We start from the raw sequence: 22558 nt of genomic DNA on the forward strand, positions 1-22558 counted from the left end.
TTGTTGTGCGACTTGCGGCCGGCTGGTCGCAGTGCGAACTTAAGGCGAGCGTCGGCTGGACCGGTGGGGCGAAAGTGCTCACGGCCTGTGGCGCAATGAATTCGAATAACGAGGAGCGACCGACATGAAGGAACTGGCATTGCTGATTGGCGGGCAAGCGCGCGCCGCGGCCAACGGCGCGACGTTCGAACGGTGCAACCCGGCCGGGGGCGATGTGGTGACGCGGGCGCCGGCGGCCGCGGTGGCCGATGCCGAAGCCGCGGCCGAGGCCGCGTCGAAGGCATTCGCGAGCTGGTCCGCTATCGGTCCCGGCGAGCGCCGGACCCGGTTACTGGCCGCCGCCGACGCGCTCGAAGCCCGTGCCCAGGATTTTACCCGCGCCATGGTCGAAGAGACCGGGGCGACGTCCGGTTGGGCCGGTTTCAACGTGCATGTGGCTGCCGGCATGCTGCGCGAGGCGGCCGGGCTGACCACCCAGATTCAGGGTGCGACCATCCCGACCGACGTGCCGGGCAATCTGGCGATGTCGATGCGCGTGCCCTGTGGCCCGGTGCTGGGTATCGCGCCGTGGAATGCACCGGTCATTCTGGGCGTTCGTGCCATTGCGACGGCGCTGGCCTGTGGCAACAGCGTGGTGCTCAAGGCGTCGGAACAGTGCCCGGCCGTGCATCATCTGATCGGCGAGGCGCTGATCGAGGCCGGCATGGGCGAGGGTGTGGTCAATGTCGTAACCAACGCGCCGGACGATGCGGCCGACGTGGTCCGGGCCCTGATCGAGCATCCAGCGATTGCGCGTGTGAACTTTACCGGCTCGAGTCCGGTCGGGCGGATCATCGGTCAGATCGCGGCCGGGGTGTTCAAGCCGGCGCTGCTGGAACTGGGCGGCAAGGCGCCGTTCGTGGTCGCCGATGACGCGGATCTGGATGCCGCCGTCGCCGCGGCCGCCTTCGGGGCGTTCTTTCACCAGGGCCAGATCTGCATGTCGACGGAACGGCTCGTGGTCGCCGAATCGGTCGCCGATGCCTTTGCCGACAAGCTCGCGGCCAAGGTGGCCACGCTCAAGGCCGGTGATCCGCGCCATGAGGATACGCCGCTCGGTACGTTGATCGGCGAGCCGTCGCGCGTTCATCTCAACGAACTGATCGCGGATGCCCGCGCCAAGGGGACGGCCGTGCTCGTTGGTGGCGAAGCGGATTCGGTGATCATGCAGCCGACCGTGCTCGATCGCGTGACCCCGGAAATGCGCATCTACGGCGAGGAATCCTTCGGCCCGGTGGTGGCCATGGTGCGCGTGGCCGGCGGCGACGATGAACTGGTGCGGGTGGCCAATGATACGGAGTACGGGCTGTCGGCAGCCGTATTCTCCGGCGACGGCGCCCGCGGCATGGCGATCGCCCAGCGCATTCGCTCGGGCATCTGCCACGTCAACGGCCCGACCGTGCATGACGAGCCGCAGATGCCCTTCGGCGGCGTGAAAGCGTCGGGCCACGGCCGTTTCGGCGGCCAGGCCGGGATTGCCGAGTTCACCGAGCTGCGCTGGGTCACACTGCAGACCGGGCCGCGCCACTACCCGATCTGAACCGTGTTGCGCGCGGCGCGCCCTCGGCTCGGACCGCGGCTGATGTGATCCGCCGGGTCGTGATTGCGTGTTATTGATTCGAAGCCAAAACAGCTGACTTCGTCAGCTGTTTTCAACGCCTTCAAAAATAAAAGCCGGCGCCTGTCCGTCTGTTATTTTCAAAGGCGTCGCGGCCGATGGCCGCGACGAGCATGCGGTCGCATACTCGCGCTATTAACCCGAAAAATCATCTATTTCTGTGCAGGGTTAATAGCTTGGCCGCAAACAACAAAGGAGGCACAGCCATGCCGATAGCGCCCGTCAACGGTCAGCAGTTGTTCTATCGCGATACGGGAGGCGAGGGTCCGGTCCTTGTGTTTTCGCACGGGCTGCTGATGGATCACGAGATGTTCGAGCCGCAATTGGAGGCGTTCGGCTTGATCTGCCGCTGCATCGCCTGGGACGAGCGTGCCCACGGCCAGACCGCCGGCGACGATGTCGCGCCATTCAGCTACTACGACTCGGCCGACGACCTGGTGGCGTTGCTCGATTATCTGGGCATCGAGCGGGCCGTGCTGGTCGGCATGAGCCAGGGCGGCTATCTGTCGCTGCGCTGTGCGCTCACCCATCCACAGCGCGTGGAGGCACTGGTATTGATCGACACCCAGGCGCGTGTCGAGGAGCCGGCCAAGCTAGCCGGCTATGAGCAGATGCTCGATGTCTGGACCCGCCAGGGCCTGCCGGATTCCATCGCCGACGATATCGCCGACATCATTCTCGGGCCGGCCTGGCACGGCGCCGAACAATGGAAGGCCAAGTGGCGTGGCTGGCAATCGCATAATCTGAAACAGGCCTTCCGTACCCTGATTGATCGCGACGACATCAGCCGCGATATCGCCCGTATCGAGGTTCCGGCGCTGGTCATCCACGGTGAGGCGGATCAGGCGATCACGCTGGATCGGGCCGAGGACATGGCCGGGCACCTGCGGCACGCCGAGATGGTCACCGTGCCCGAGGCCGGCCACGCGCCGAATCTGACCCATCCGGAGCCCGTCAATGCGGCCATAAGCCGGTTTCTGAAACGGCTGGGATACATCTGAGGCGGGGTGCTTCGCTGGCGCGTCCGTGGCCGTGCGGCCGCTCGTGCATGATTTCGAACGTGCCGGCGCCTGGCTCGCTGCGGAATTCGCGGCAGACGTTCTGCCACACGGCGCAAACGCTGCCGGCAACATGCACGCGCATAGCCCGTGTTTGCGATTTAAACAACAGGCATCGACCCGTTACTTTGGGACCGAACAACAGGCGCTAATCCGGCCTGCGTAACGACCCGATATCGCTTTGATCCGCGGCCGTTGTCGGGTCGACACTCTCTTTTGCCCCGCGGCATTTATCCGCAGCCGAGCGCTGACTGACGGCGGGCGCGTACCCCGGGGTTACCGGCGCCGTGACCGGCGCGGATTCAGGAGGCGTCGGCGGTCAGGCCGTATTTTCGAAGCTTTCGGAAAATCGTGGGCTGGCTGGCGCCGAGTTCGCGGGCGATCTGATACGTGCTTGTACAGCGTTTCAACGCCGCCGCCAGGCAGTCCCGTTCCGCGGCTTCGACCGCCTCGCGCAGGCGTGGCAGCGGGGCGGCTTCGTCCGCGCGGCCGGGGCTGTGGTTCGCGCCGGGCACGGGACCGAGGGTTGGCGCTGCATGAATCGTGCTGTCGTCGCTCAGGACGTAAAGCCGCTCGAGCCCGTTTTCCAGTTCGCGCAGATTGCCGTCCCAGCGTTGTGCCAGCAGCGCCGACCAGGCATCCGGCGCCAGCGATTTGCGTTTTCCATAGCGCTGGTTGAGCGCTGCCAGCATGCGCTGGATGAACAGCGGGATATCTTCGGCCCGGTCTCTCAGCGCCGGAATCGTGATCGGCACGACGTTGATCCGGTGATACAGGTCGAGGCGGAAACGTCCGTCCGCCACCATGGCGTCGAGATCGCGGTTGGTCGCCGCGACGAGTCGAAAATCGGCCACGTGTGATTCAGTGCTGCCCAGCCGCGTGACGCGTCGGTCCTGCAGGATGCGCAGCAGCTTGGTCTGCATGGCCGGCGAGAGTTCGGCAACCTCATCCAGAAACAGTGTGCCGCCGTGGGCGCGCTCGGCCAGCCCGGGTTTGCCGTTGCGGGCCGCGCCACTGAACGCGCCCGCGACATAGCCGAACATCTCCGACTCGAACAACGTCTCCGGAATGGCGCCGCAATTGGCTTCGACGAACGGGCCGTCCGCGCGTGGGCTGCGGCGATGGAGCAGGCCCGCGATCCGTGTCTTGCCCACGCCGGTTTCCCCCAGCAACACGACGCTCGCGTCGGTGGGGGCCACGCGTTCCAGCAGCGACACGATCTCGCGCATGCGCGGGTTGCAGGTCGGGATATCCGCGTCGGCATCCAGTGCCGTCGGCGGGGCGGTTTCGCGCGCGGCCAGCTGGCGCTGCAGCAATTCGTACTCGCGCTGCAGCGTACGGATGTCGGTCATGTCCTTGGACAGGCTCACGACCCGAACCAACTGGTCGCCATCCCAGACCGGGTAGGCGCTGGCCATCACCGAGCGGCCGGTACGCGTGGCCTGCATGAGATGGCAGGGGCGGCGCTGTTCGAGTACGCGCACCGTGATCGACGGCGAGAGGATGCCATCGCGTTGCAGATCGTATGTGGAGGCGTTGATGAAGTCCCGCAGCGGCAGGCCATAGACGCCGGCGCAACTTTCGCTGGCCTTGAGAATGCGGCCGCGCTCGTCGGCGATCACGACGTGGTCGTGGGAATAGGCGAGAACCGCATCGAGTTCCAGGGCATTGAGGGGGGCGATTGACGGCATGGCGATCGAGTCGTAATTGAATCAGGCAAATCTATTTTGAATCGCCTGCCGCAGTCAAAGATTCATTATTGAATTGTTCGGCGGGCTCGCTCATCGCTGAATCAAGGGGTTACATCCCGGCCCGCTTATTGCTCTACAAGACGTAGATATAACGAAGGCGAGAACCATGGCCAGCAACGAACGCAATCAACCGCTCGGCGGCAACACCATGCCGCGCTTTGGCGGCCCGGCCACGATGATGCGCCTGCCGAGCCAGGCCGATGCGGCGGGCCTGGATGCTGCGTTCGTTGGCGTGCCGCTGGATATCGGCACCTCCAACCGGCCCGGCACCCGGCTCGGGCCGCGTCAGATCCGCGACGAATCGCGCATGTTGCGGCCATACAACATGGCCACCGGCGCGGCCCCGTTCGATGCCCTGCAGGTCGCCGATATCGGCGACGTCCCGATCAATACCTTCGATCTGAAAAAGAGCGTGGACATCATCGAGGCCTTCCATGCCGAGATCATCGCCACCGGCTGCCGGCCGCTGACGCTGGGCGGCGACCACACGCTCACGCTGCCGATCCTGCGGGCCATGGCCCGGCGGCATGGCCCGGTGGGATTGATCCATGTCGACGCCCATGCCGATACCAACGAGCACATGTTCGGCGAGGCAATCGCCCACGGCACGCCGTTCCGGCGCGCCATCGAGGAAGGGCTGATCGACACGCCGCGCATGATCCAGATCGGGCTGCGCGGCACCGGCTACGCCGCCGACGATTTCGACTGGGCGCGCCAGCAGGGCGCACGCGTGGTGCCGGCCGAACAGTGCTGGCACAAGAGTCTGTCGCCGCTCATGGCCGAAACACGTGAGCAGGTCGGCGGTGGCCCGGTTTACCTGAGTTTCGACATCGACAGCCTCGATCCCGGGTTCGCGCCGGGCACAGGCACCGCCGAGATCGCCGGCCTGACGCCGCCGCAGGCACTGGAGATCGTGCGCGGCTGCCGCGGCCTGGATCTGGTCGGGGCCGATCTGGTCGAGGTCGCGCCGCCCTACGACCCGAGCGGCAATACGGCACTGCTGGGCGCCAATCTGCTCTACGAAATGCTCTGTGTGCTGCCGGGCGTGACGTATCGCGAATGACCCATCGCCGGGTAGCAGCCGGCATGACCCAACCGACATAAAAACCACGGGGGAGACAATGAGCCAAACAGCAAGCGATACCGCACGGTCCACGGGCCGGGCCGGCGTGGTCGAGGTCCGCTCGATCGATTACGTGCCCAAGTCCGAGCGCCACGGCAAGGTCTGGCACCAGGGGCCGTTCTGGTTCACGGGCAACTTCGTGCTCACGACCATGGTCACCGGCTTCGTCGGCCCGTCGATGGGGCTGGGTGTGTGGTGGAGCGTGCTCGCGGTGGTGCTGGGCGCGGCTTTCGGCACGTTCTTCATGGCGTTCCATGCCAATCAGGGGCCGCGCCTCGGGCTGCCGCAGATGATCCAGTCGCGCGCCCAGTTCGGCTCGCGCGGGGCGATTCTGCCGTTTGCTGCCACCATCTTCGTCTACTGCGGCTTCAACGTGTTCAACGTCATTCTGGCCACCGAAGCACTGCGGCTGGTGCTGCCCGGCGGGCCGCTGTTCTGGTATCCGTTGCTGGTGCTGCTGGCCATCGGCATTGCCGTCATTGGCCACGATCTGCTGCATTTCGTGCAGCGCTGGCTCACGCCGATCCTGATTGCCGTATTCGCGGTGCTTACGATTGGCGCGGTGGTGCTGCACGGGCACGCTGCGGCGCATCAGTCCGGCGCGGGCTGGGCCGTTTTTCTGGTGCAGTTCTCGGCCGCGGCCGGTTACCAGATCAGTTATGCCGTGTATGTGTCCGATTATTCACGTTATCTGCCGAGCAACGTGTCGTCGCGCGGCGTGATTTCCTGGACCTATCTCGGCGCGGGCGGTTCGGCGATCTGGCTGATGTCGCTGGGCGCATTTCTGGCGGCGGCGCTGCCGCACCCGGAAGCGATCGGCAGCCTACAGTCGGTGGGCAACGAAATACTGCCCGGCTTCGGTACCTTCGCCGTGCTGGCCTCGGTGCCGGCGCTGATCAGCGTGATGGCCGTGAACATGTACGGTGCCATGCTCACCGGTATCAGCACCATCGACGCCTACCGGCCGGTCCGACCCACGATCTCGATACGCGTGGTCGGCATCGTGTTGTTCGGCGCGATCGCGACCGCGGTTGCACTCACGATTCCGGACAGTTATCTCGGCAGCTTCAACAACTTCGTCATCCTGATGCTGTATTTCCTGGTCCCCTGGACCGCCGTGAATCTGATCGATTTCTATATCGTGCGCCACGGCCGTTACGCGATCACCGAGATCTTCAATCCGAACGGCATCTACGGGCAATGGTCCTGGCGCGGCATGCTGGCCTACGCGGTGGGCTTTGTCGCCATGATCCCGTTCTTCGATATTTCGTTTTACACCGGCACCGTGACGCACTGGCTGGGCGGGGCGGATATCTCGTTTCTCGTCGGTCTGCTCGTCGCGGGCGGATTGTATGGATGGCTCGCTTCCGGGATCGACACTGTTGCCGAGCGGCGCGCGATCGAGGCCTCCGACCGGGCTCTGGCCGAGCGCGAGACCAGTTGATGAGGCGCGGGCGCCGACTTCGTTTAAGATGGACGGTGCCCGAGCCACGCTCGAGCTTTGTGCATCGAGGTTGTTGTGAACCCCCAGGATCTGGAAAAACTGGTCACGCGCACCATGCCGTTCGGTAAATACGAAGGGCGCGTGATCGCCGATCTGCCCGGCGGGTATCTGGCCTGGTTCTCGCGCACCGGTTTCCCGTCCGGCGAACTGGGCCGGCTGCTCGCGTTGATGTATCAGATCGACCACAACGATCTGCGCGGATTGCTCAGCCCGTTACGACGCGACGCCGATCCGAGGGGATGACTCGACAGGCACGCCTAGCGATGCATGCTGGCCGGCAGTTCGCCGCAAAGATACGGTCTCGCCACAATCCAAGGCGTGGCGTCTGGCGAATTTCGCGGCTATCGATCGGCTGATGTTCGCAGTCGATACCCGACGCCGGGCTCGCTACCGATCAACTCCGGGTCGGCGCCCGCATCGATCAGCTTGCGACGCAGTCTCTGTATGTAGACGCGTATATATGCCGTGTCGTCGCTATGGACGTTCCCCCATATGTGCTCCATGAGGTGGGCGTGGGAGACGACCTTGTCCGGGTGGCGCATGAGTTCTTTCAACAGATCGAACTCTTTAGGCGTCAGACGTACGTTCACGTCTGCCCACGTGACTGTATGGGCCGCGTCGTCGAGCGCCAGGTCGCCGCATTTTAAAACGGCCGGGTTCGATGTTCCGAGTGCTTTGCGTCGATTGGCGCGCAGCCGCGCCGCCAGCTCCGCGAAATCGAACGGCTTGGTCAGATAGTCGTCGGCGCCTGCGTCCAGCGCGGCGATTTTATCGCGTTGCGCATCCCGCACCGACAGCACGATCAGTACGGCGTCGCTCACGCCGCGAATGGCGGGTACCAGGTCCTGGCCGTCCATATCGGGCAGCCCGAGGTCCAGTACGACGACGTCCGGGCGGCGGGCCGAGACCGCGCGCAGCGCCTCGCGGCCGGACGCCGCTTCGAGGACTTCGTAACCCTCGGTCTTCAGTCCGATGCGCAGGAACCGGCGAATGCCGGGGTCGTCGTCGACAATCAGGGCTTTCATGGCGATGGCAAGCTGACCTCGATGCGTGTACCGGAGCCAACGGCCGGCGAAACGGCACGGATGTGTCCGCCCATGATTTCGGTCAACTCCTTGCAGATCGCCAGCCCCAGCCCGGTCCCGGGTGCGTTGCGGTCCCCCTGTTCCACGCGATAGAACATATCAAACACACGCGATTGTTCGGCGGCGGGAATGCCGGGGCCGGTATCGCAAATCGCGATCGTGACGTCGCCGTCTCCCGACCTTGCTTCAATCAGGATCTCGCTGGCTGCCGGCGAATATTTGGCGGCGTTGTCGAGCAGGTTGGCCAGTACGCGCCGCAGCAGCGTGGCGTCGGCCAGCACCACACGCGCATCATAGGCGATATGGAACGCGAGCGTCTGGCTTGCTGAAGCGCCCAGCGACAGCCATGCGGCCTCGACTTCCGGACGGATCGGGCACGGCTTGAGCTCGGGCATGAGCGCGCCGTAGCCGACCCGGGTCATGTCGAGCAGGTTTTGTACGAAACGGTCGAGCCGGCTGGCTTCGTCGATCGTGCCCTCCAGCAGTTCCAGTCGTTCGCCGGCATCCAGCTGATCGAATCGATCGCGCAGCAGCGCCGTGCTGCCGATGATCGAGGAGAGTGGGGTGCGCAGATCATGCGATACCGAGGACAATAGCGCCGCGCGCAGACGCGCGGTTTCCTGGGCGAACTGAGCCGATTCGATCTCGGCGGCGAGCCGGGAACGACCGAGCGCGACCGCGGCCTGGTCGCGTACTGCGAACAGCAGCCGTTGTTCCTCGACATCGAGATGCCGCTTGCGATCCGGCCAAGCCACGCCGATGACCGCCAGCATGTCATCCGTGCCGCGCAACGGCACGAAAAACCAACGGGATCGCGGCAGGGTGCCGGTGCCACGGCCGGCCGGCATATTGTGCTCGTACACCCAGCGGGCGGCGACGTAATCCAGGTCGATCAGCCCTTCGCTACCGCTGTCGCCCGCGGCCAGCGCCAGTCCGCCATCGGCATCGGCATCGGGATAAAGCACCAGACTCTGCAGTCCGAGCGCGGCCTCCAGATATTCGGTGATGGTCCAGGCCAGATCGACCGGCCCCACGGCGCCGGCGATCCGGCGCGAGAAATCGTAGAGTCGGGCATGCCGTTCGCTCGCGGTACGAATCAAGCGCATCTGCGTGCGTATGCGCGCCGCCTGGCCACCGGCGATCAACGATACGATCAGGAAAAATACCAGCGTCAGGATGTCGTGGGTGCTGTAGACGGTCAGCGTCAGCCGCGGGTCAGTGAACAGGAAATTGAAGACCAGAAAACAGGCCAGACTCGCCGTGACCGCCGCGCCAATGCCCCGACGGACCGCGACCATCAATACGGCACACACGAAGATCAGCGATAACGAACCGGTATCCACGACCAGCGAAAGTGGCCAGGCGAGCGCGGCCGAGGCGGCGGTGGTCGCAGCCACCCAGCCGATGTTCGTGGTGTCGAGCCAGCGCACGCGGGGGGCTCGGCATGTGCGCGAGCCTGGCTTGACGGTTGCGTCATCGGAGCGCGGCGCCAGCGTCACCGTGAACTCGCCGGCCTCTCGAATCAGCGTGCCGGCCAGCGATCGACGGAACGCGAGCCAGCGCAGCCGTCGCTGTGACCGCCCGACGAGGATCTCGGTCACGTTCTGATTGCGGGCGAAGGCCTTGATTTCGGCCACCAGATCGATACCCGACAGGGTGGCGACTTCGCCGCCCAGGCTTTCGGCCAGTCGCAGTGCATTGCCGATCTCCGGCGCCTGCTCGGCGGCGGTCGCGTCACGCCGGACATGCGCGACGATCCAGGACGCCTGCCGGCGTTCGGCCAGCCGTTTGCCCAGCCGCACCATGGATTCCGCGGCCGGCCCTTCACCCACCACGACGAGCAGGCGCTCGTGGGTCGGCCATATCCCCGCTTCCGCCCGGGCGCGAAGATGATTGCGTACGTCGGCGTCCACCCGTTCGGCTGCCGCGCGCAACGCGATTTCACGCAGCGCCGCCAGATTGCCGCGGGAGAAGAAATGCTCCACCGCGCGGGCCGCCTGGTCGGGCACATAAACCTTGCCTTCATGCAGGCGCTGGATCAGCTCATCGGGGGGTAGATCCACCAGTTCGATGCTGTCGGCGGCCTCGATCACACTATCGGGCACGGTCTCGCGCACACGAACCCGGCTGATCTGCGCGATCACGTCGTTCAGGGAGGCGAGATGCTGGATATTGAGCGTCGTGAAGACATCGATCCCGGCATTCAGCAGTTCCTCGATGTCCTGCCAGCGTTTTTCGTGGCGACTGCCCGGGATATTGCTGTGCGCCAGCTCGTCGATCAGCGCCAGGTCGGGGGCCGCACGCAATACGGCATCGAGATCGAGTTCTTCAAACTGCCGGCCGCGAGAACGAAGCCGCCGGCGCGGTACGAGAGCAATCCCGCGTAACAGCGCCTCGGTTTCACGCCGACCGTGGGTTTCGACCAGACCGGCGAGGACCCGCACGCCCGAGCGTGCCAGGGCGGCCGCTTCGGTGAGCATTTCGTAGGTCTTGCCCACGCCGGGTGCTGCGCCGAGAAAAACCTTGAGCCGCCCGCGACCCGGTCGCCCGTCCGCTGCACGCGCGGCTTCGAGCAGCGCATCGGGATTGGGGCGTTGATCGGAAGTCGAGGCGGGCATGGGAGGCAGTCTAGCGCGTCGCGCGAGCGGCGCCGGTGCCATCGATCCCCATATTCAGAGCGAGCACATTGACCACCCGCGTGCCGCCACGCGGCACCGTCCAGCGCTCGCAGGCCGCAACTACGGCAAACAACAGTCCGGAACAGGCCAGCCCGATGCCGAGCATCACAATAATCATCGACCGCTCCCTGCGGGGGATTCGATGGCGCAATGCTTGACTAAGAATCTGTTTAAAACGGATGGCCAATTTTTAACGATCGCGAAAACAATCTATAAACGAATAATTTATGCCACGCAGACGAGCGCTTGGGCAGCCGGTTCGCGGGTGGTAGGGCGCGTGCTGGGTGGCTATTTACGGTTTGTTTACAGCGAGGCGTCATTTTGACTACGGCATTTAAACGGCGCCGCGGGCGAGAATTTCGTCCCCCTTTTCCATTTGCCGAACACCGTTTTGAGCAGTCAGCGTTTGTTGATCGTCGATCACCCCTGGGCGGTCGTGCAGCGTGTTCTGGGCGTTTTGCTTATCTTCTTTTCGGCCACGATGCTCCTGCCGGTGCTCATCGGCCTGATTTACCGCGACGGCGCCGTGGCAGCGTTCGGGACCTCGTTCCTCATTGCGTTTTCAACCGGGGTGGCGCTCTGGTTCCCGGTGCGTCGTGTATCCCGGGACATGAAGATTCGTGATGGTTTTTTGATCGTTAGCCTGTTCTGGACGGTACTGGGGCTGGTCGGGGCGCTCCCGTTGTTACTGGCGGATCGTCCGGGTCTGAGTTTCACGGATGCGGCATTCGAAGCGGTATCGGGTCTGACCACGACCGGGGCGACCGTCATCGTCGGTCTCGACACCCTGCCGCACGCGATCCTGTTCTGGCGTGAATGGCTTCACTGGATCGGCGGCATGGGCATCATTGTGCTCGCCGTGGCAATTCTGCCGATGCTCGGCACCGGCGGCATGCAGCTGGTCAAGGCCGAGACACCCGGCCCGATCAAGGACGACAAGCTGGCGCCGCGAATCAAGAAGACCGCGTCCGCACTGTGGTGGACCTATACCACGATCACAATGGCCTGCGCGGGCACTTACTGGCTGCTTGGCATGAGCCCGTTCGATGCGATTACTCATGCCTTCGGCACGCTCGCCACGGGCGGGTTTTCGAACTACGACGCCAGCATGGCGTATTTCCACAGCAACGCGATATTGATTGCCGCCACTGCGTTCATGTTCGTTTCCGGCGCGAGCTTCTCACTTCATTTCATTTGCTGGCGCAACGGGAGTTTCATGCCGTACCTGCGCAATATCGAATTGCGCACCTATACGCTGATCATTGTCGGCGCGAGCACCCTCGTGGCGGTCACGTTGTATGCACATGGGACCTACGCATCCATCAAGGACGCGGTAATTCAGGGCACATTTCAGGTCGTATCCCTGATGACCGACACGGGCTTTGGCAGTGCCAATTTTTCGCAGTGGCCGAGTTTCATCCCGATATTGCTGATGCTGCTCGCCTGCCTGGGCGGCTGTGCCGGGTCGACCTCGGGCGGCATCAAGATTGTTCGGCTGGTGCTATTGCTGAAACAGGCCTGGCGAGAACTGAAGTCGCTCGTGCATCCGAACGCCGCGTTTTCGGTAAAGCTCGAAAATCGCGTTCTGTCGGAGTCGATTCTGCGGGGCGTTTGGGCCTTCTTCTTTCTTTACGTCGCGGGCTTTGCCGTCATGGTGCTGATTCTCATGGCGCTCGGGCTCGACGGGTTGACCGCGTTCTCGGCGGTCGCCGCCTGTATCAACAACATGGGGCCCGCGCTGGGTGTGGCGGCCGCCAACTTCAGTCCACTACCGAGCCCGGCTAAATGGTTTCTTATCGTGGCCATGATTGGCGGACGGCTGGAGATTTTCACGCTACTGATCATATTCACGCCTGAATTCTGGCGCCGCTAGACCTGAACGGCGCCGAGCGGCCCCGATGTGGTTCGATGAGCGCGCGAAATAGCGGGCCGCGTCACACACGCTCTACAACCGAAACCTGCGCCGCGGTTCGAGTTAGCCCGATCGCAGCCGATATTGGGTCGAGCGGCAGCGGCTGACTGCCCCCGCACATGGCTTGTCGAAGTCTGATCGCGAGCTCAGTTCCGTACGCTATCGGCGCCGGCCATGATCTCGCGATACGCCATCTGATGTGCGTGCATCGCGCGATAGACTTGGTATTTGGCGTCATGAAAGGCGCGGCGCCCGGTACGGGGCTCGATCACGCGATCGGTGCCACTCATGGCAGCGGCCGCGCTGCGCAGATCCGGCTGATCGCCACAGGCGGCGACGGCGAGCATGGCGCTGCCGAGGAGCACGGTCTCGGGCTCGCTTGGTAGCTCGATGGGCAGATCGGTGGCATCGGCCATCTCGGTCAGCCAGCGTTCGTTCTTGAGAATCCCGCCGCACAGGCGCAGCCGTGTGACCTGGTGGCCGTTGGCGTTGAGGGCCTCGACGATGTGCCGTGTGCCGTAGGACACGGCCTGCAGCGTGGCCAGATAACGCACGGCGAGATCGTCGATGCTGGTATCCAGCGTCAGCCCGGTGACGATGCCGGTGAGCGAGGCATCGGCCAGCGGCGAGCGGTTGCCGTGGTGGTAGTCGAGCACGTGGACATCGAGGGCCAGCGTCGCGGCGCCGTGCTCGGCTTCCATCGCGTCCAGGCGGGCGTTGAGCACGTCGAAATGACTCACGCCCCGGGCTTTGGCCTCGGCCATGAGATCGCCATAAGCCGCGCTGTCGCGAATCATGTGGTCGATCAGCGCGCCGACCGCGCTCTGACCGCCTTCGTTGACCCAGCCGTCGGGCAGCACAGCACCCCAGTACGGACCCCAGACGCCAGGCGCGAAGCAGGGCTCGCGCGAAAAGGCGATATGACAGGTCGACGTGCCGGCGATCACGGCCAGGCTGGCCTCTGGATCGTCGCCGAGCATACCGAGCGCGCCGGCGTGGGCATCGATCAGGCCAGTGGCGACGGTGATCTCGCCGCTCAGGCCGAATGCTTCGGCCACGTCCGGGGCCAGTCGCCCGGCCGGGGCCCCCGGTTCGCGGATCGGGCCGGCCATGCGGGGCTTGTCGAGCAGACACTCCAATCCGAGCCCGGCCAGGAGATCGGTCGGCCAGCGGCCCTCGTGGGCGAGGTACAGCCACTTGCAGACCTGCGTGCAGGTGCTCTTGCCCGGCGTGCCGTTGCTGCCGAGTTCGCCGACCGCACGGGCCACCATGTAATCGGCGAGATCAAGATAGATCGCGGCACGTTCGTACTGATCGGGCCGATTTCGGGCCAGCCAGAGCAGTTTGGGCAGCTCCAGCTCCGGGCTGACCTGACCGCCGATGTAACGCAGTGCCTCGTGCCCGGTGGCCGTGATTTCCGCTGCCTCGGCCGTGGCGCGATGATCCATCCACATCACGATGTTCCGGGCGTCGTCATTGGTTGGCGAAACCGACACCGGCCGGCCGTCGGCGCCGAGCGCGACCAGCGAGCAGGTAGCATCGAAACCGATAGCCCGCACGCTGTCGGTCGGGGTTGCCGCGGCTTCGATCGAATCGCGCACGGCGGCAACGCAGGCCGCCCAGATCTCGTCGCTGGATTGTTCGACGAAGTTTGCCTCCGGCCGGAACTGAGAGATCGGATGGGCGGTCTGGGCCAGACAGCGGCCGTAGCCGTCGAAAACGCCGGCCCGGACGCTGCCGGAACCAACGTCGATGCCGAGATAGTGCGCGCTCATGGGTCTCCTCAGTCGAGAGTGGCCGGGTCTTGCGGGCCCGGGATGCGGTCGGGCGACTACTGTGCCGCGTTCCAGCCCGCCTTGCTCGTGATCGGTTTCCGACTTTAGTCGCTATAGCCAAAAGGCTAATTGTTTCGTTCCGGCAAGACAGGCTAGCGTGAAATGACAACGTTAACATTAAATCAGCGTTCTGGATCGTTGCATCATTCAATCAAGTGCAGCGCCGGCAACGCATCCACGGAGGAGAAATGACGATGCCGAGTATCAATCTGCGTTGCTTGCGCCGCGGTCTGGCGCTTGCCCTATTGCCCATTGCAGCTTTTGCGCTGCCTGCCGCAGCGGCCAGTGATCATAAAAAGCCAAACGACAAGCTCGTGATTGGCATGTCGTTCCAGGAATTGAATAATCCCTATTTCGTGACCATGCAGAAAGCGCTGCAGAAGCAGGTCGACAAGATGGGTGCCAAGCTCATCGTGACCGACGCGCATCACGATATTTCGAAACAGACCAGCGACGTCGAGGACATGATCCAGCGCGGCGTGGATATTCTGCTGCTCAACCCGACCGATACCGTGGGTGTGCAGTCGGCCGTGGTGTCGGCGCATAACGCGGGTATTCCGGTGGTGGCGGTCGATGCCCAGGCCGATGGGCCGGTCTCCGGCTTCGTCGGTTCGAAGAATTTCAAAGCGGGCTATCTGTCTTGCCAGTATCTGGCCAAGAGCCTGAATGGCAAGGGCAAGGTCGCAATCCTCAACGGTATTCCGGTGACGCCGATCCTGCAGCGCGTGAAAGGCTGCAAGAAGGCCTTGGGCAAAGCCAAGGGCATCCGGATCGTCGACGAGCAGAACGGTCATGAGGAACGTGACAAGGCCATGAATGTGACCGAGAACATGCTGCAGTCGCATCCGGATCTGGACGGCCTGTTCAGCGTCAATGACGGCGGTACGCTCGGCGCGCTGGTGGCGCTTAATTCCTCCGATAATCACGTGAAGCTGGCCACCATCGACGGCAATCCCGAGGTGATCAAGGCCATGCAGAAGGCGAACACGCCGATCGTGGTCGATGTGGCCCAGCATCCGGACGTCGAGGTGGTGAAAGCGTTGCATCTGGCGCTGAAGAAGTATCGCGGCGAGAAGAGCCCGGACACGATCCCGGTCGACGTCACCCCGGTGACGCCGAAGACCGCCGCCAGCTTCCACTGGGGCAGCTAGGCGCGGGCGTCGTATTGCGAGCGCGCGCCGGTGACAGGCCGGCGCGCTTCGCCTGTTGGAGGAGTTGAGCCATGACCGCCGTGCTGTCGCTGGAACGTGTGAGCAAGGGCTTTCCGGGCGTCAAGGCGCTCGACGATGTCAGCCTGACCGTCGAGGGCGGCGAGATCCACGCGCTGCTGGGCGAGAACGGCGCCGGCAAGTCGACGCTGATGAAGATTCTCTGCGGCATCTATCAGCCCGACGAAGGCACCATTCGCCTCGACGGCGAGGCCCGGCATTTTTCCAGTTATCGCGATGCCTGTGCCGCCGGCGTGGGTATCGTGTTCCAGGAATTCAGCCTCGTGCCCTGGCTGTCTGTGGTCGACAACATCTTTCTCGGCCGCGAGCCGCGCAACCGGCTTGGCCTGATCCGGCGCTCGGCGATGCTCGCCGAGGCGCACGAGCTGTTCGACCGGCTCGATATCGACATCGACCCCGAGATCCCGGTGCATCGCTTGAGCGTGGCCGATCAGCAGTTCGTCGAGATCGCCAAGGCGCTGTCCCTCAACGCCCGCGTACTGGTGCTCGACGAGCCGACCGCGCCGCTCACGCCGACCGAGGTCGAGCGTCTGTTCAGGATCATGCACAAGCTGCGTAGCGATGGTGTGGCGATGGTGTTCATCTCCCATCATCTCGACGAGATCTTTCAGGTCTGCGACCGGATCACCGTGCTGCGTGACGGCGCCTATGTCGCCAGCTGTCCGGTCACCGAGACCGACCATGATGCACTCGTGGAGATGATGATCGGCCGCAGGGTCGACAACATCTTCCCGCCGCGCGAGCCCCGCAACGCCGACGCGCCGATCCTGCTCGAAGCCGAGATCGGCATGAAGCACACCACGCATACCGATTCGCTCACGCTGGCGAAAGGCGAGATCCTCGGTTTTGCCGGCCTGGTTGGCTCCGGGCGCAGCGAGATGGCGATGGCGCTGATCGGCGCTTATCCATCGCGGGTCGCGCGGATCCGGCTGGACGGTCGCGAGATGAAGTTTGGCTCGCCGGCCGATGCGCTGGCCGCCGGCATCGGCCTGTTGCCGGAGGATCGCAAGCGCCAGGGACTGGTGCTGCCGTTTTCCTGTGCCGACAACATTACGTTGAATCACCTGGCCCAGTTCTATCGCCCAGCCCCGTTCATCAGCCGATCCCGCGAGGCGGCCATGGTCGAGGCGGCGATGGACCAGGTGCGAGTGAAGGCGCCGAGCCCGGAGACCCCGGTGCAGTCGTTGTCGGGCGGCAACCAGCAGAAAGTGGTAATCGCCCGCTGGCTGGATCGCGGTTGTCGTATTCTGATCTTCGACGAGCCGACGCGCGGTATCGACGTCGGTGCCAAATCCGAAATCTACGTCCTGATGAAGCGGCTGGCCCACCAGGGCATCGCCATCATCATGATTTCTTCCGAGTTGCCTGAAATCACCGGGCTGTGCGATCGCGTGCTGGTGTTCAGCCACGGCCGCATCGTGGCCGAGCTGGCCGATGACGCAATCGAGGCCGACACCATCATGCGCCACGCGGTGACTGAACCACGCCGCGATGCCGAGGCTGTTTCCCAACCTGTGACCGAGGACGCCCGATGAGCGATTCAACCCAATCCGCCGGGGTCGCGGCCCCGCGTCGCCAGCGCCGGTCGCGCTGGCAGCGCATGCTGCATTCGCCGATGTTCTTCCCGCTGCTGGGCTTCATCGCCGTGTTCATCATCATGAGTCTGGTCAACGACCGCTTTCTGGATGTGTCGAACATCGAGAACGTGGCCCGTCAGGGCTCGGTGATCGGCATCATCGCGGTGGGCATGAGCTTTGCCATCTTCACCGGCGGTATCGATCTGTCGGTGGGCCCGGTGATGGCGCTGTCCGGCACCATCATGGCGGGATTGATGGCGGCCGGCTGGCCGGCGCCGATCGCGATCGTCGCCGGGATGTGCGTCGGCAGCCTGTTCGGCGCCTTCAACGGCTTCTGCGTGGCCTTCGGCCGCATGCCGCCGATCATCGTCACACTCGCGACCATGGGCGCGGCCCACGGTCTGGCGCTGCTGTATACCGGCGGCTATCCGATCTCCGGGCTGCCGTCGTGGTTCTCGTGGTTCGGTCGCGGCAATCTGGCCGGCCTGCAGGTGCCGATCGTGATCATGCTGCTCGTCTATGCGGCCGGCTATCTGGTGCTGCATCACACGCCGTTCGGGCGCTATGTCTATGCCGTGGGCGGCAACGAGGAAGCCACGCGTCTGACCGGCATCCGCGTGCCGCGCACCAAGATGTTCGTCTACACCATCAGTGGCCTGACCGCGGCGATTGCCGGGCTGGTGATCACCTCGCGCCTGATGAGCGGCCAGCCGAGTATCGGCGAGGGCTTCGAGCTGGATGCGATCGCGGCCGTCGTACTCGGCGGCGCGGCGATCTCCGGCGGCCGCGGCGTGGTGCTGGGTACGCTGGTCGGCGCCATGCTGCTGGCGATCCTCAACAACGGCCTGAACCTGATGGGCGTGTCGTCCTATCTCCAGGACGTCATCAAGGGCGGCATCATCCTGCTCGCGGTCTATATCGGCCGCGGTCGCGAGGGCTAGCACAACCGCCATCCAGGCAAAGCCGCCATGCGGCATCGGCGGGCTGATCGCTGGTGGAGATGCCCGCCGATTTTTCTAAAAAAGATGTGGCAACGGCAGGCGGCTGAACGCGGATCGTCAATCGCAAAACCGGACAAGCCGGGCTTTGTTCGAGTGCGAGTGCGTGGCTGTTCGCGAACTGATGTTGTCCGTCGGATACGTGACGATTGAAACAACGAATACCACTTGGGAGAAACCAGATATGACAAACGAGCTACAGGGCAAGATCGCCGCGGTCACCGGGGCCGCCTCCGGTATCGGCTGGGCGAGTGCGCAGGCCATGCTCGATGCCGGCGCCACGGTGGTGCTGATCGATCGCGACGAGGCCGCTCTGAACGACGTGCGGCAGGGCTATGGCGAGCGTGCGATACCGCTGGTCATCGATCTGCTCGACCCGGCGCAGTGCGCCACCCTGCTCTCGGGCATTCTCGAAAGAGTCGATCATCTCGATATTTTTCACGCCAATGCCGGGACGTATATCGGCGGCGACTTCATGGCAACCGACGAAGCCACAATCGACCGCATGCTGAATCTGAACGTGAACGTGGTCATGAAGAATGTGCGCAATATCCTGCCGCACCTGATCGAACGCGGCACCGGCGATATCCTCGTCACCTGTTCGGTAGCCGGGCATCATCCGGTGTGGTGGGAGCCGGTTTATGCCTCATCCAAATGGGCTATCAACTGCTTCGTGCAGACGCTCCGGCGGCAGATGATCAAGCACGGCATCCGGGTTGGCGAAGTCGCGCCCGGCCCGGTCAGCAGCGCGCTGCTCAAGGACTGGCCCGAGGAGAATCTGCGCCAGGCCAAGGAATCCGGCAGCCTCATAGAGCCCCGGGACGTCGCCGAGGTCATCATGTTCATGTTGACTCGGCCGCGTAACGTGACCATTCGTGACGTCGTGGTGCTGCCGAGTAATTTCGATATGTAGCGGGATGCCGCCGCCGCAGCATGCCTGCGGCTATTCGACCAGCGTGCCGCGCACCGTGACAGTCTGCGGTGGCAGCTCCGGATCGGCGATGCGTTCGAGCAACAGTTCCAGCGCGCGCTGACCGGCATGGAAGCCGTCGTGCACTACGCAGGGCACGCGGATATCGAAGATATCCAGATAGGGCAGACGGTCGATGCTGATCACGCTCAGCGTATCCGGTGCGATGCCGTGGGCTTTCATCGCCTGCAGCGCGCCGAGCGTGATCAGCTGGTTCATGCCGAAGATCGCACCCGGCATGCCATGGGCCGCGATATAGGCGCCCACCGCCTCGCGCGCCGGCTCCAGCGTGTAGTCGCCCCAGAGCACGTCGACCTCGACCCCGGGCTCGTTTTCGGCCAGCGTGGTCTGTACACCGGCCAATCGCTCGCGGGAGATGATGGAGTGCTCCGGGCCGGCGGCCACGAGCAGGCGCGAGGGCTCGTCCGTCGCCGGTTCCGTCGCCTCGGCGAACACGCGCTTGAGCAGATGGTCGGCCACGCACTGGCCGGCCCAGACGTTATCCAGTACCACCGAGCTGAAATCGGCGTTGTAGAGCGTGCGGTCGAGCTGCACCACGGCCACGTCGCTGTTGTGCAGGCGTTCGATATAGTCCGGTCGATAGTCGGGTTCGTCGGATATTGGCGAGAGAATGATGCCCGCGGCCTGATAGCTCAGCAGCGTCTCGATGGCGTTGGCTTCGAGCCAGGCTTCGCCATCGGTGTCGAACAACATAATCGCGTAGTTGTGACGCTTGGCGTGGCGCGAAACGGCCTTGATCATCTCGGCGTAGAACGGGTTGTCCACGCTGGCGGTGACGAAGCCGATCAGCCGGCTTTCGCTGTGTTTGAGACCGCGCGCGAAAGCATTGGGTACATAGCCGAGCTCGCTGGCCGCGGCCTCGATCTTCGAGCGTGTTTCCGCCTTCACCATTTCCGGACGGTTGAGCGCGCGCGAGACCGTGATGTTGGTCAGGCCGACGCGGGCGGCGACGTCGGCGATGGTCACGCGGCGGTTCTTGGCCATGAAACAGCGTTATCCGAACGATAGGCGGGTGTGTCGTCCCATCTTAGACCAAATGCGATCGGTCCCAGGGTCTCTGCGTAGCCACGGTTTTCGCCATCGCGCCAAGCCACCAGCCGAGGGCCGCCTGACGCCCAGCCGAGCGCATGACCGGCCCATCGACTCAGGCCTCGTTGTCGCGCCCGGCGTTCGAGGCCGACTCGCCGCGTGCCGGTGCGTGCGCGTGCTGGCGGCGCTCTTGCCGATGCAGTATGCCCATGGCGATCGCCAACCCGACGCCGACGCAGAACAGCATGCTGAATACGACGAAGGTGTCGTGAAAGGCTTGGGTGATATCGGCCAGCGTCCGTGCCGACGGCGCCTGACCCTGGTAGAGCGAACGCAGGTCGACCCGGCCGCCCAGATGATGCGCGGCGCGGATTTCCAGCAGCAGGGCGAACAGGTTCACCCCCAGCGTGCCGCCGAGCTGGCGGGCGAAGCTGATCACGCTCGATCCCTGCTGGGTGAGGTCGGTCGGCAGTCCGCGCAGCCCGCCGATATTGAGCGCCGGCATCATGATGCCGAGCGCCATGCGGCCAACGGCGACCAGTGCCGCCAGCAGCCAGAACGGGGTCGACGGATCAGTCAGCGCCAGGCCCAGTGTGCCGAGGGCGAAACCGCCGCAGCCGACGATATTGAGCCAGTGGGCGGCGAATCGATCGGCCAGGCGGCCGCCGATCGGAAAGATCGCGAGCAGTGTCAGCCCGGCCGGCATCATCACCAGTCCGGTTGCACTCGGCGAAAGGCGTTGCACGCTCTGGGCCAGTAGTGGCACCAGATAGGTCGAGGCGTACAAGCCGGCACCGTAGAGCGCGGCGATGCCGCTGGCGAGCACGAAGCGCGGGTAGGCGAACACGGTGAGCCGGATCAGCGGGTGGGGCGAGGTGACCAGCCGGAGTACGAAGCCGGCGCCGAACACGACACCGGCCCCGGTCACCAGGCTACCGCGCAGCGTGGCGTATTCCGAAAGCTCGGTCAGACCCGTGAGCAGCAGTACGAGTGCGGCGCCGAGCAGCCCGAAGCCCAGCCAGTCGAAGGGTTCGCGCTGGCTGCTGCGTTCGCGCGGCAGGATGCGCCAGCCGCCCGCCAGCCCCAGCAGGCAGAACGGAATCGACGGCAGAAACACGGCCCGCCAAGACAGCCAGTCGATCAGCACGCCGCCGATGGTCGGTCCCAGCGCCGGTGCCAGCACCACGCCCATGCCGTAGAGCCCGAGCGCCCGGCCGCGTTCGGCGTCGTCGAAGCTGTCGAAGATCACCACCAGCGCCAGCGGCTGGATGATGCCGGCGGTGGCCCCCTGCACCACGCGGGCGGCGATCAGCACCCCGGCACTCGGGCTCGCGGCTGCCACCAGGCATGCCACCAGGAAGACCGACAGGGCCAGGGTGAACGTGCGTCGTTGCCCGAGGCGTTCGATCACCCGGGCGCTGGCAAGCATGGCCGCGGTCATGGCGGCCAGAAAACCGGTCGAAATCCATTGCGCGCCGGCTTGGCTCAGGCCGAAGTGGGCCATGATCGGCGGGATCGCTACGTTGATCACGGTCGCGTTCAGGACCACGGCGATGGTGCCCATCAAGACCGTCAGGGCGAGCGGCCAGCGCCGGTTTCGAGCGTCGTCGCGGGGCAAGGACATGCGGCATTCTAACGCCACCGGCGCGCGAACTCAGGGTTTGCCACCATATTCGAGCGGCGTCGTTGCCCCCATGCTGAGGGCAACACTTGTTACCAAGCGGAGTCGAGGGAGCTTATGCAGACCGATCGATTCATCGCCCATGTTTACGAAGATTGCCCGCAACTGGCGCCGGACGTGGTGCATCAGTGCACGCTGATCACGCTGGATTCGCTGTGCGAGCAGCTGCCCAAGGACCAGACCGCGCGTATGGCCGAGCAACTGCCCGACGAGATCGCGGACGCGATCCGCGCCGGCGGCGCGCGGTCGGATACGTCCTACGTTCCGATTTCGCTCGACGATTTCCATGGCAAGGTCGAATTCCGGACCGAGTTGCCCAGCCGGGATACGCGGCAACTCGTCGCCAGTGTAATCCGGACGTTGGATAAAGCGCTCAGCGACGGCGAGGCCGAAGCCGTGGCGCTGGATCTGCCGAGCGAGCTGGATCAGCTTTTGCACTAATCCGGAGCC

Annotated in this window: 18 protein-coding genes; 11 read left to right on the forward strand and 7 right to left on the reverse strand. The window is 64.5% G+C overall.

From position 1 onward, the window contains the following. Positions 1–124 precede the first annotated feature (124 nt). Positions 125–1579, forward strand: coding sequence for an aldehyde dehydrogenase family protein (locus ACS8Y6_RS00250; RefSeq protein WP_440854780.1), 1455 nt, complete (start codon positions 125–127; stop codon positions 1577–1579). 284 nt (positions 1580–1863) lie between these two features. Beyond that, a complete protein-coding gene (locus ACS8Y6_RS00255; protein WP_440854781.1) occupies positions 1864–2658 on the forward strand; it encodes an alpha/beta fold hydrolase in 795 nt (264 codons plus the stop codon). A gap of 359 nt (positions 2659–3017) precedes the next feature. Here ACS8Y6_RS00255 and ACS8Y6_RS00260 read toward each other — a convergent pair whose 3' ends face one another. After that, positions 3018–4406 carry a sigma-54 interaction domain-containing protein gene (locus tag ACS8Y6_RS00260; protein WP_440854782.1) on the reverse strand — a complete coding sequence of 463 codons (1389 nt, stop codon included), beginning with the start codon at positions 4404–4406 and terminating at the stop codon, positions 3018–3020. Positions 4407–4572: 166 nt separating this feature from the next. Between ACS8Y6_RS00260 and speB the strand changes: the two genes are divergently transcribed. From speB to ACS8Y6_RS00275, 3 genes are all read left to right on the forward strand, one after another. After that, positions 4573–5529 carry an agmatinase gene (speB, locus tag ACS8Y6_RS00265; protein WP_440854783.1) on the forward strand — a complete coding sequence of 319 codons (957 nt, stop codon included), beginning with the start codon at positions 4573–4575 and terminating at the stop codon, positions 5527–5529. Between the two features lie 58 nt (positions 5530–5587). After that, positions 5588–7033 (forward strand): purine-cytosine permease family protein, encoded by a 1446-nt coding sequence (locus tag ACS8Y6_RS00270; RefSeq protein ID WP_440850672.1) that lies wholly within the window; start codon positions 5588–5590, stop codon positions 7031–7033. Positions 7034–7108: 75 nt separating this feature from the next. Further along, positions 7109–7336: a DUF3820 family protein gene (locus tag ACS8Y6_RS00275; RefSeq protein WP_440850671.1), complete on the forward strand. Its 228-nt coding sequence runs from the start codon at positions 7109–7111 to the stop codon at positions 7334–7336. Between the two features lie 98 nt (positions 7337–7434). Here ACS8Y6_RS00275 and ACS8Y6_RS00280 read toward each other — a convergent pair whose 3' ends face one another. Genes ACS8Y6_RS00280 through ACS8Y6_RS00290 form a run of 3 tightly spaced genes read right to left on the reverse strand, consistent with a single transcriptional unit; the run spans position 7435 to position 10974 of the window. Next, positions 7435–8118, reverse strand: a complete 684-nt coding sequence (locus ACS8Y6_RS00280) for a response regulator transcription factor (protein WP_440850670.1) — start codon at positions 8116–8118, stop codon at positions 7435–7437. Continuing rightward, entirely contained in the window at positions 8115–10796 is a 2682-nt protein-coding gene (locus ACS8Y6_RS00285) for an ATP-binding protein (RefSeq protein ID WP_440854784.1), read from the reverse strand. The genes ACS8Y6_RS00280 and ACS8Y6_RS00285 overlap by 4 nt, the downstream gene beginning before the upstream one ends. A gap of 10 nt (positions 10797–10806) precedes the next feature. Next, positions 10807–10974 carry a hypothetical protein gene (locus ACS8Y6_RS00290; protein ID WP_440850668.1) on the reverse strand — a complete coding sequence of 56 codons (168 nt, stop codon included), beginning with the start codon at positions 10972–10974 and terminating at the stop codon, positions 10807–10809. Between the two features lie 273 nt (positions 10975–11247). Between ACS8Y6_RS00290 and ACS8Y6_RS00295 the strand changes: the two genes are divergently transcribed. Further along, positions 11248–12729 (forward strand): TrkH family potassium uptake protein, encoded by a 1482-nt coding sequence (locus ACS8Y6_RS00295; protein ID WP_440854785.1) that lies wholly within the window; start codon positions 11248–11250, stop codon positions 12727–12729. A 185-nt stretch (positions 12730–12914) separates the two neighbouring features. Here ACS8Y6_RS00295 and ACS8Y6_RS00300 read toward each other — a convergent pair whose 3' ends face one another. Then, a complete protein-coding gene (locus ACS8Y6_RS00300; RefSeq protein ID WP_440849627.1) occupies positions 12915–14543 on the reverse strand; it encodes an FGGY-family carbohydrate kinase in 1629 nt (542 codons plus the stop codon). Positions 14544–14791: 248 nt separating this feature from the next. Here ACS8Y6_RS00300 and ACS8Y6_RS00305 point away from each other — a divergent pair, with 248 nt between their 5' ends. From ACS8Y6_RS00305 to ACS8Y6_RS00320, 4 genes are all read left to right on the forward strand, one after another. Continuing rightward, positions 14792–15754 carry an ABC transporter substrate-binding protein gene (locus tag ACS8Y6_RS00305; RefSeq protein WP_440849626.1) on the forward strand — a complete coding sequence of 321 codons (963 nt, stop codon included), beginning with the start codon at positions 14792–14794 and terminating at the stop codon, positions 15752–15754. 71 nt (positions 15755–15825) lie between these two features. Then, complete coding sequence (locus ACS8Y6_RS00310) at positions 15826–17367, forward strand: sugar ABC transporter ATP-binding protein (protein ID WP_440854786.1); 1542 nt, start codon at positions 15826–15828, stop codon at positions 17365–17367. Then, entirely contained in the window at positions 17364–18350 is a 987-nt protein-coding gene (locus tag ACS8Y6_RS00315; protein ID WP_440854787.1) for an ABC transporter permease, read from the forward strand. Before ACS8Y6_RS00310 ends, ACS8Y6_RS00315 begins: the two co-directional genes overlap by 4 nt. A 241-nt stretch (positions 18351–18591) precedes the next feature. Continuing rightward, positions 18592–19320 carry an SDR family oxidoreductase gene (locus ACS8Y6_RS00320; RefSeq protein WP_440849623.1) on the forward strand — a complete coding sequence of 243 codons (729 nt, stop codon included), beginning with the start codon at positions 18592–18594 and terminating at the stop codon, positions 19318–19320. Between the two features lie 30 nt (positions 19321–19350). On the opposite strand, the gene ACS8Y6_RS00325 is transcribed toward ACS8Y6_RS00320, so the two are convergent. After that, a complete protein-coding gene (locus tag ACS8Y6_RS00325; RefSeq protein ID WP_440854788.1) occupies positions 19351–20382 on the reverse strand; it encodes a LacI family DNA-binding transcriptional regulator in 1032 nt (343 codons plus the stop codon). Positions 20383–20542: 160 nt separating this feature from the next. Continuing rightward, the gene (locus ACS8Y6_RS00330; protein ID WP_440854789.1) at positions 20543–22051 is read right to left on the reverse strand and encodes a DHA2 family efflux MFS transporter permease subunit; all 1509 of its coding nucleotides are present in this window, start codon (positions 22049–22051) and stop codon (positions 20543–20545) included. 114 nt (positions 22052–22165) lie between these two features. On the opposite strand from ACS8Y6_RS00330, the gene ACS8Y6_RS00335 reads away from it, so the two are divergent. Continuing rightward, positions 22166–22549 carry a DUF2267 domain-containing protein gene (locus ACS8Y6_RS00335; RefSeq protein WP_440854790.1) on the forward strand — a complete coding sequence of 128 codons (384 nt, stop codon included), beginning with the start codon at positions 22166–22168 and terminating at the stop codon, positions 22547–22549. Positions 22550–22558: the final 9 nt, after the last annotated feature.

The sequence above is a fragment of the Salinisphaera sp. RV14 genome (genome assembly GCF_052044135.1).
Taxonomy (GTDB): Bacteria; Pseudomonadota; Gammaproteobacteria; order Nevskiales; family Salinisphaeraceae; genus Salinisphaera.

Excerpts from the sequence above, each read along its gene's own strand:
- ACS8Y6_RS00315 (WP_440854787.1), top strand. The coding sequence starts at position 17,364 with ATGAGCGATTCAACCCAATCCGCCGGGGTCGCGGCCCCGCGTCGCCAG.
- ACS8Y6_RS00330 (WP_440854789.1), bottom strand. The coding sequence starts at position 22,051 with ATGTCCTTGCCCCGCGACGACGCTCGAAACCGGCGCTGGCCGCTCGCC.
- ACS8Y6_RS00305 (WP_440849626.1), top strand. The coding sequence starts at position 14,792 with ATGACGATGCCGAGTATCAATCTGCGTTGCTTGCGCCGCGGTCTGGCG.
- speB (WP_440854783.1), top strand. The coding sequence starts at position 4,573 with ATGGCCAGCAACGAACGCAATCAACCGCTCGGCGGCAACACCATGCCG.
- ACS8Y6_RS00250 (WP_440854780.1), top strand. The coding sequence starts at position 125 with ATGAAGGAACTGGCATTGCTGATTGGCGGGCAAGCGCGCGCCGCGGCC.
- ACS8Y6_RS00335 (WP_440854790.1), top strand. The coding sequence starts at position 22,166 with ATGCAGACCGATCGATTCATCGCCCATGTTTACGAAGATTGCCCGCAA.
- ACS8Y6_RS00260 (WP_440854782.1), bottom strand. The coding sequence starts at position 4,406 with ATGCCGTCAATCGCCCCCCTCAATGCCCTGGAACTCGATGCGGTTCTC.
- ACS8Y6_RS00290 (WP_440850668.1), bottom strand. The coding sequence starts at position 10,974 with ATGATTATTGTGATGCTCGGCATCGGGCTGGCCTGTTCCGGACTGTTG.
- ACS8Y6_RS00270 (WP_440850672.1), top strand. The coding sequence starts at position 5,588 with ATGAGCCAAACAGCAAGCGATACCGCACGGTCCACGGGCCGGGCCGGC.
- ACS8Y6_RS00325 (WP_440854788.1), bottom strand. The coding sequence starts at position 20,382 with ATGGCCAAGAACCGCCGCGTGACCATCGCCGACGTCGCCGCCCGCGTC.
- ACS8Y6_RS00280 (WP_440850670.1), bottom strand. The coding sequence starts at position 8,118 with ATGAAAGCCCTGATTGTCGACGACGACCCCGGCATTCGCCGGTTCCTG.
- ACS8Y6_RS00310 (WP_440854786.1), top strand. The coding sequence starts at position 15,826 with ATGACCGCCGTGCTGTCGCTGGAACGTGTGAGCAAGGGCTTTCCGGGC.
- ACS8Y6_RS00285 (WP_440854784.1), bottom strand. The coding sequence starts at position 10,796 with ATGCCCGCCTCGACTTCCGATCAACGCCCCAATCCCGATGCGCTGCTC.
- ACS8Y6_RS00255 (WP_440854781.1), top strand. The coding sequence starts at position 1,864 with ATGCCGATAGCGCCCGTCAACGGTCAGCAGTTGTTCTATCGCGATACG.
- ACS8Y6_RS00300 (WP_440849627.1), bottom strand. The coding sequence starts at position 14,543 with ATGAGCGCGCACTATCTCGGCATCGACGTTGGTTCCGGCAGCGTCCGG.
- ACS8Y6_RS00320 (WP_440849623.1), top strand. The coding sequence starts at position 18,592 with ATGACAAACGAGCTACAGGGCAAGATCGCCGCGGTCACCGGGGCCGCC.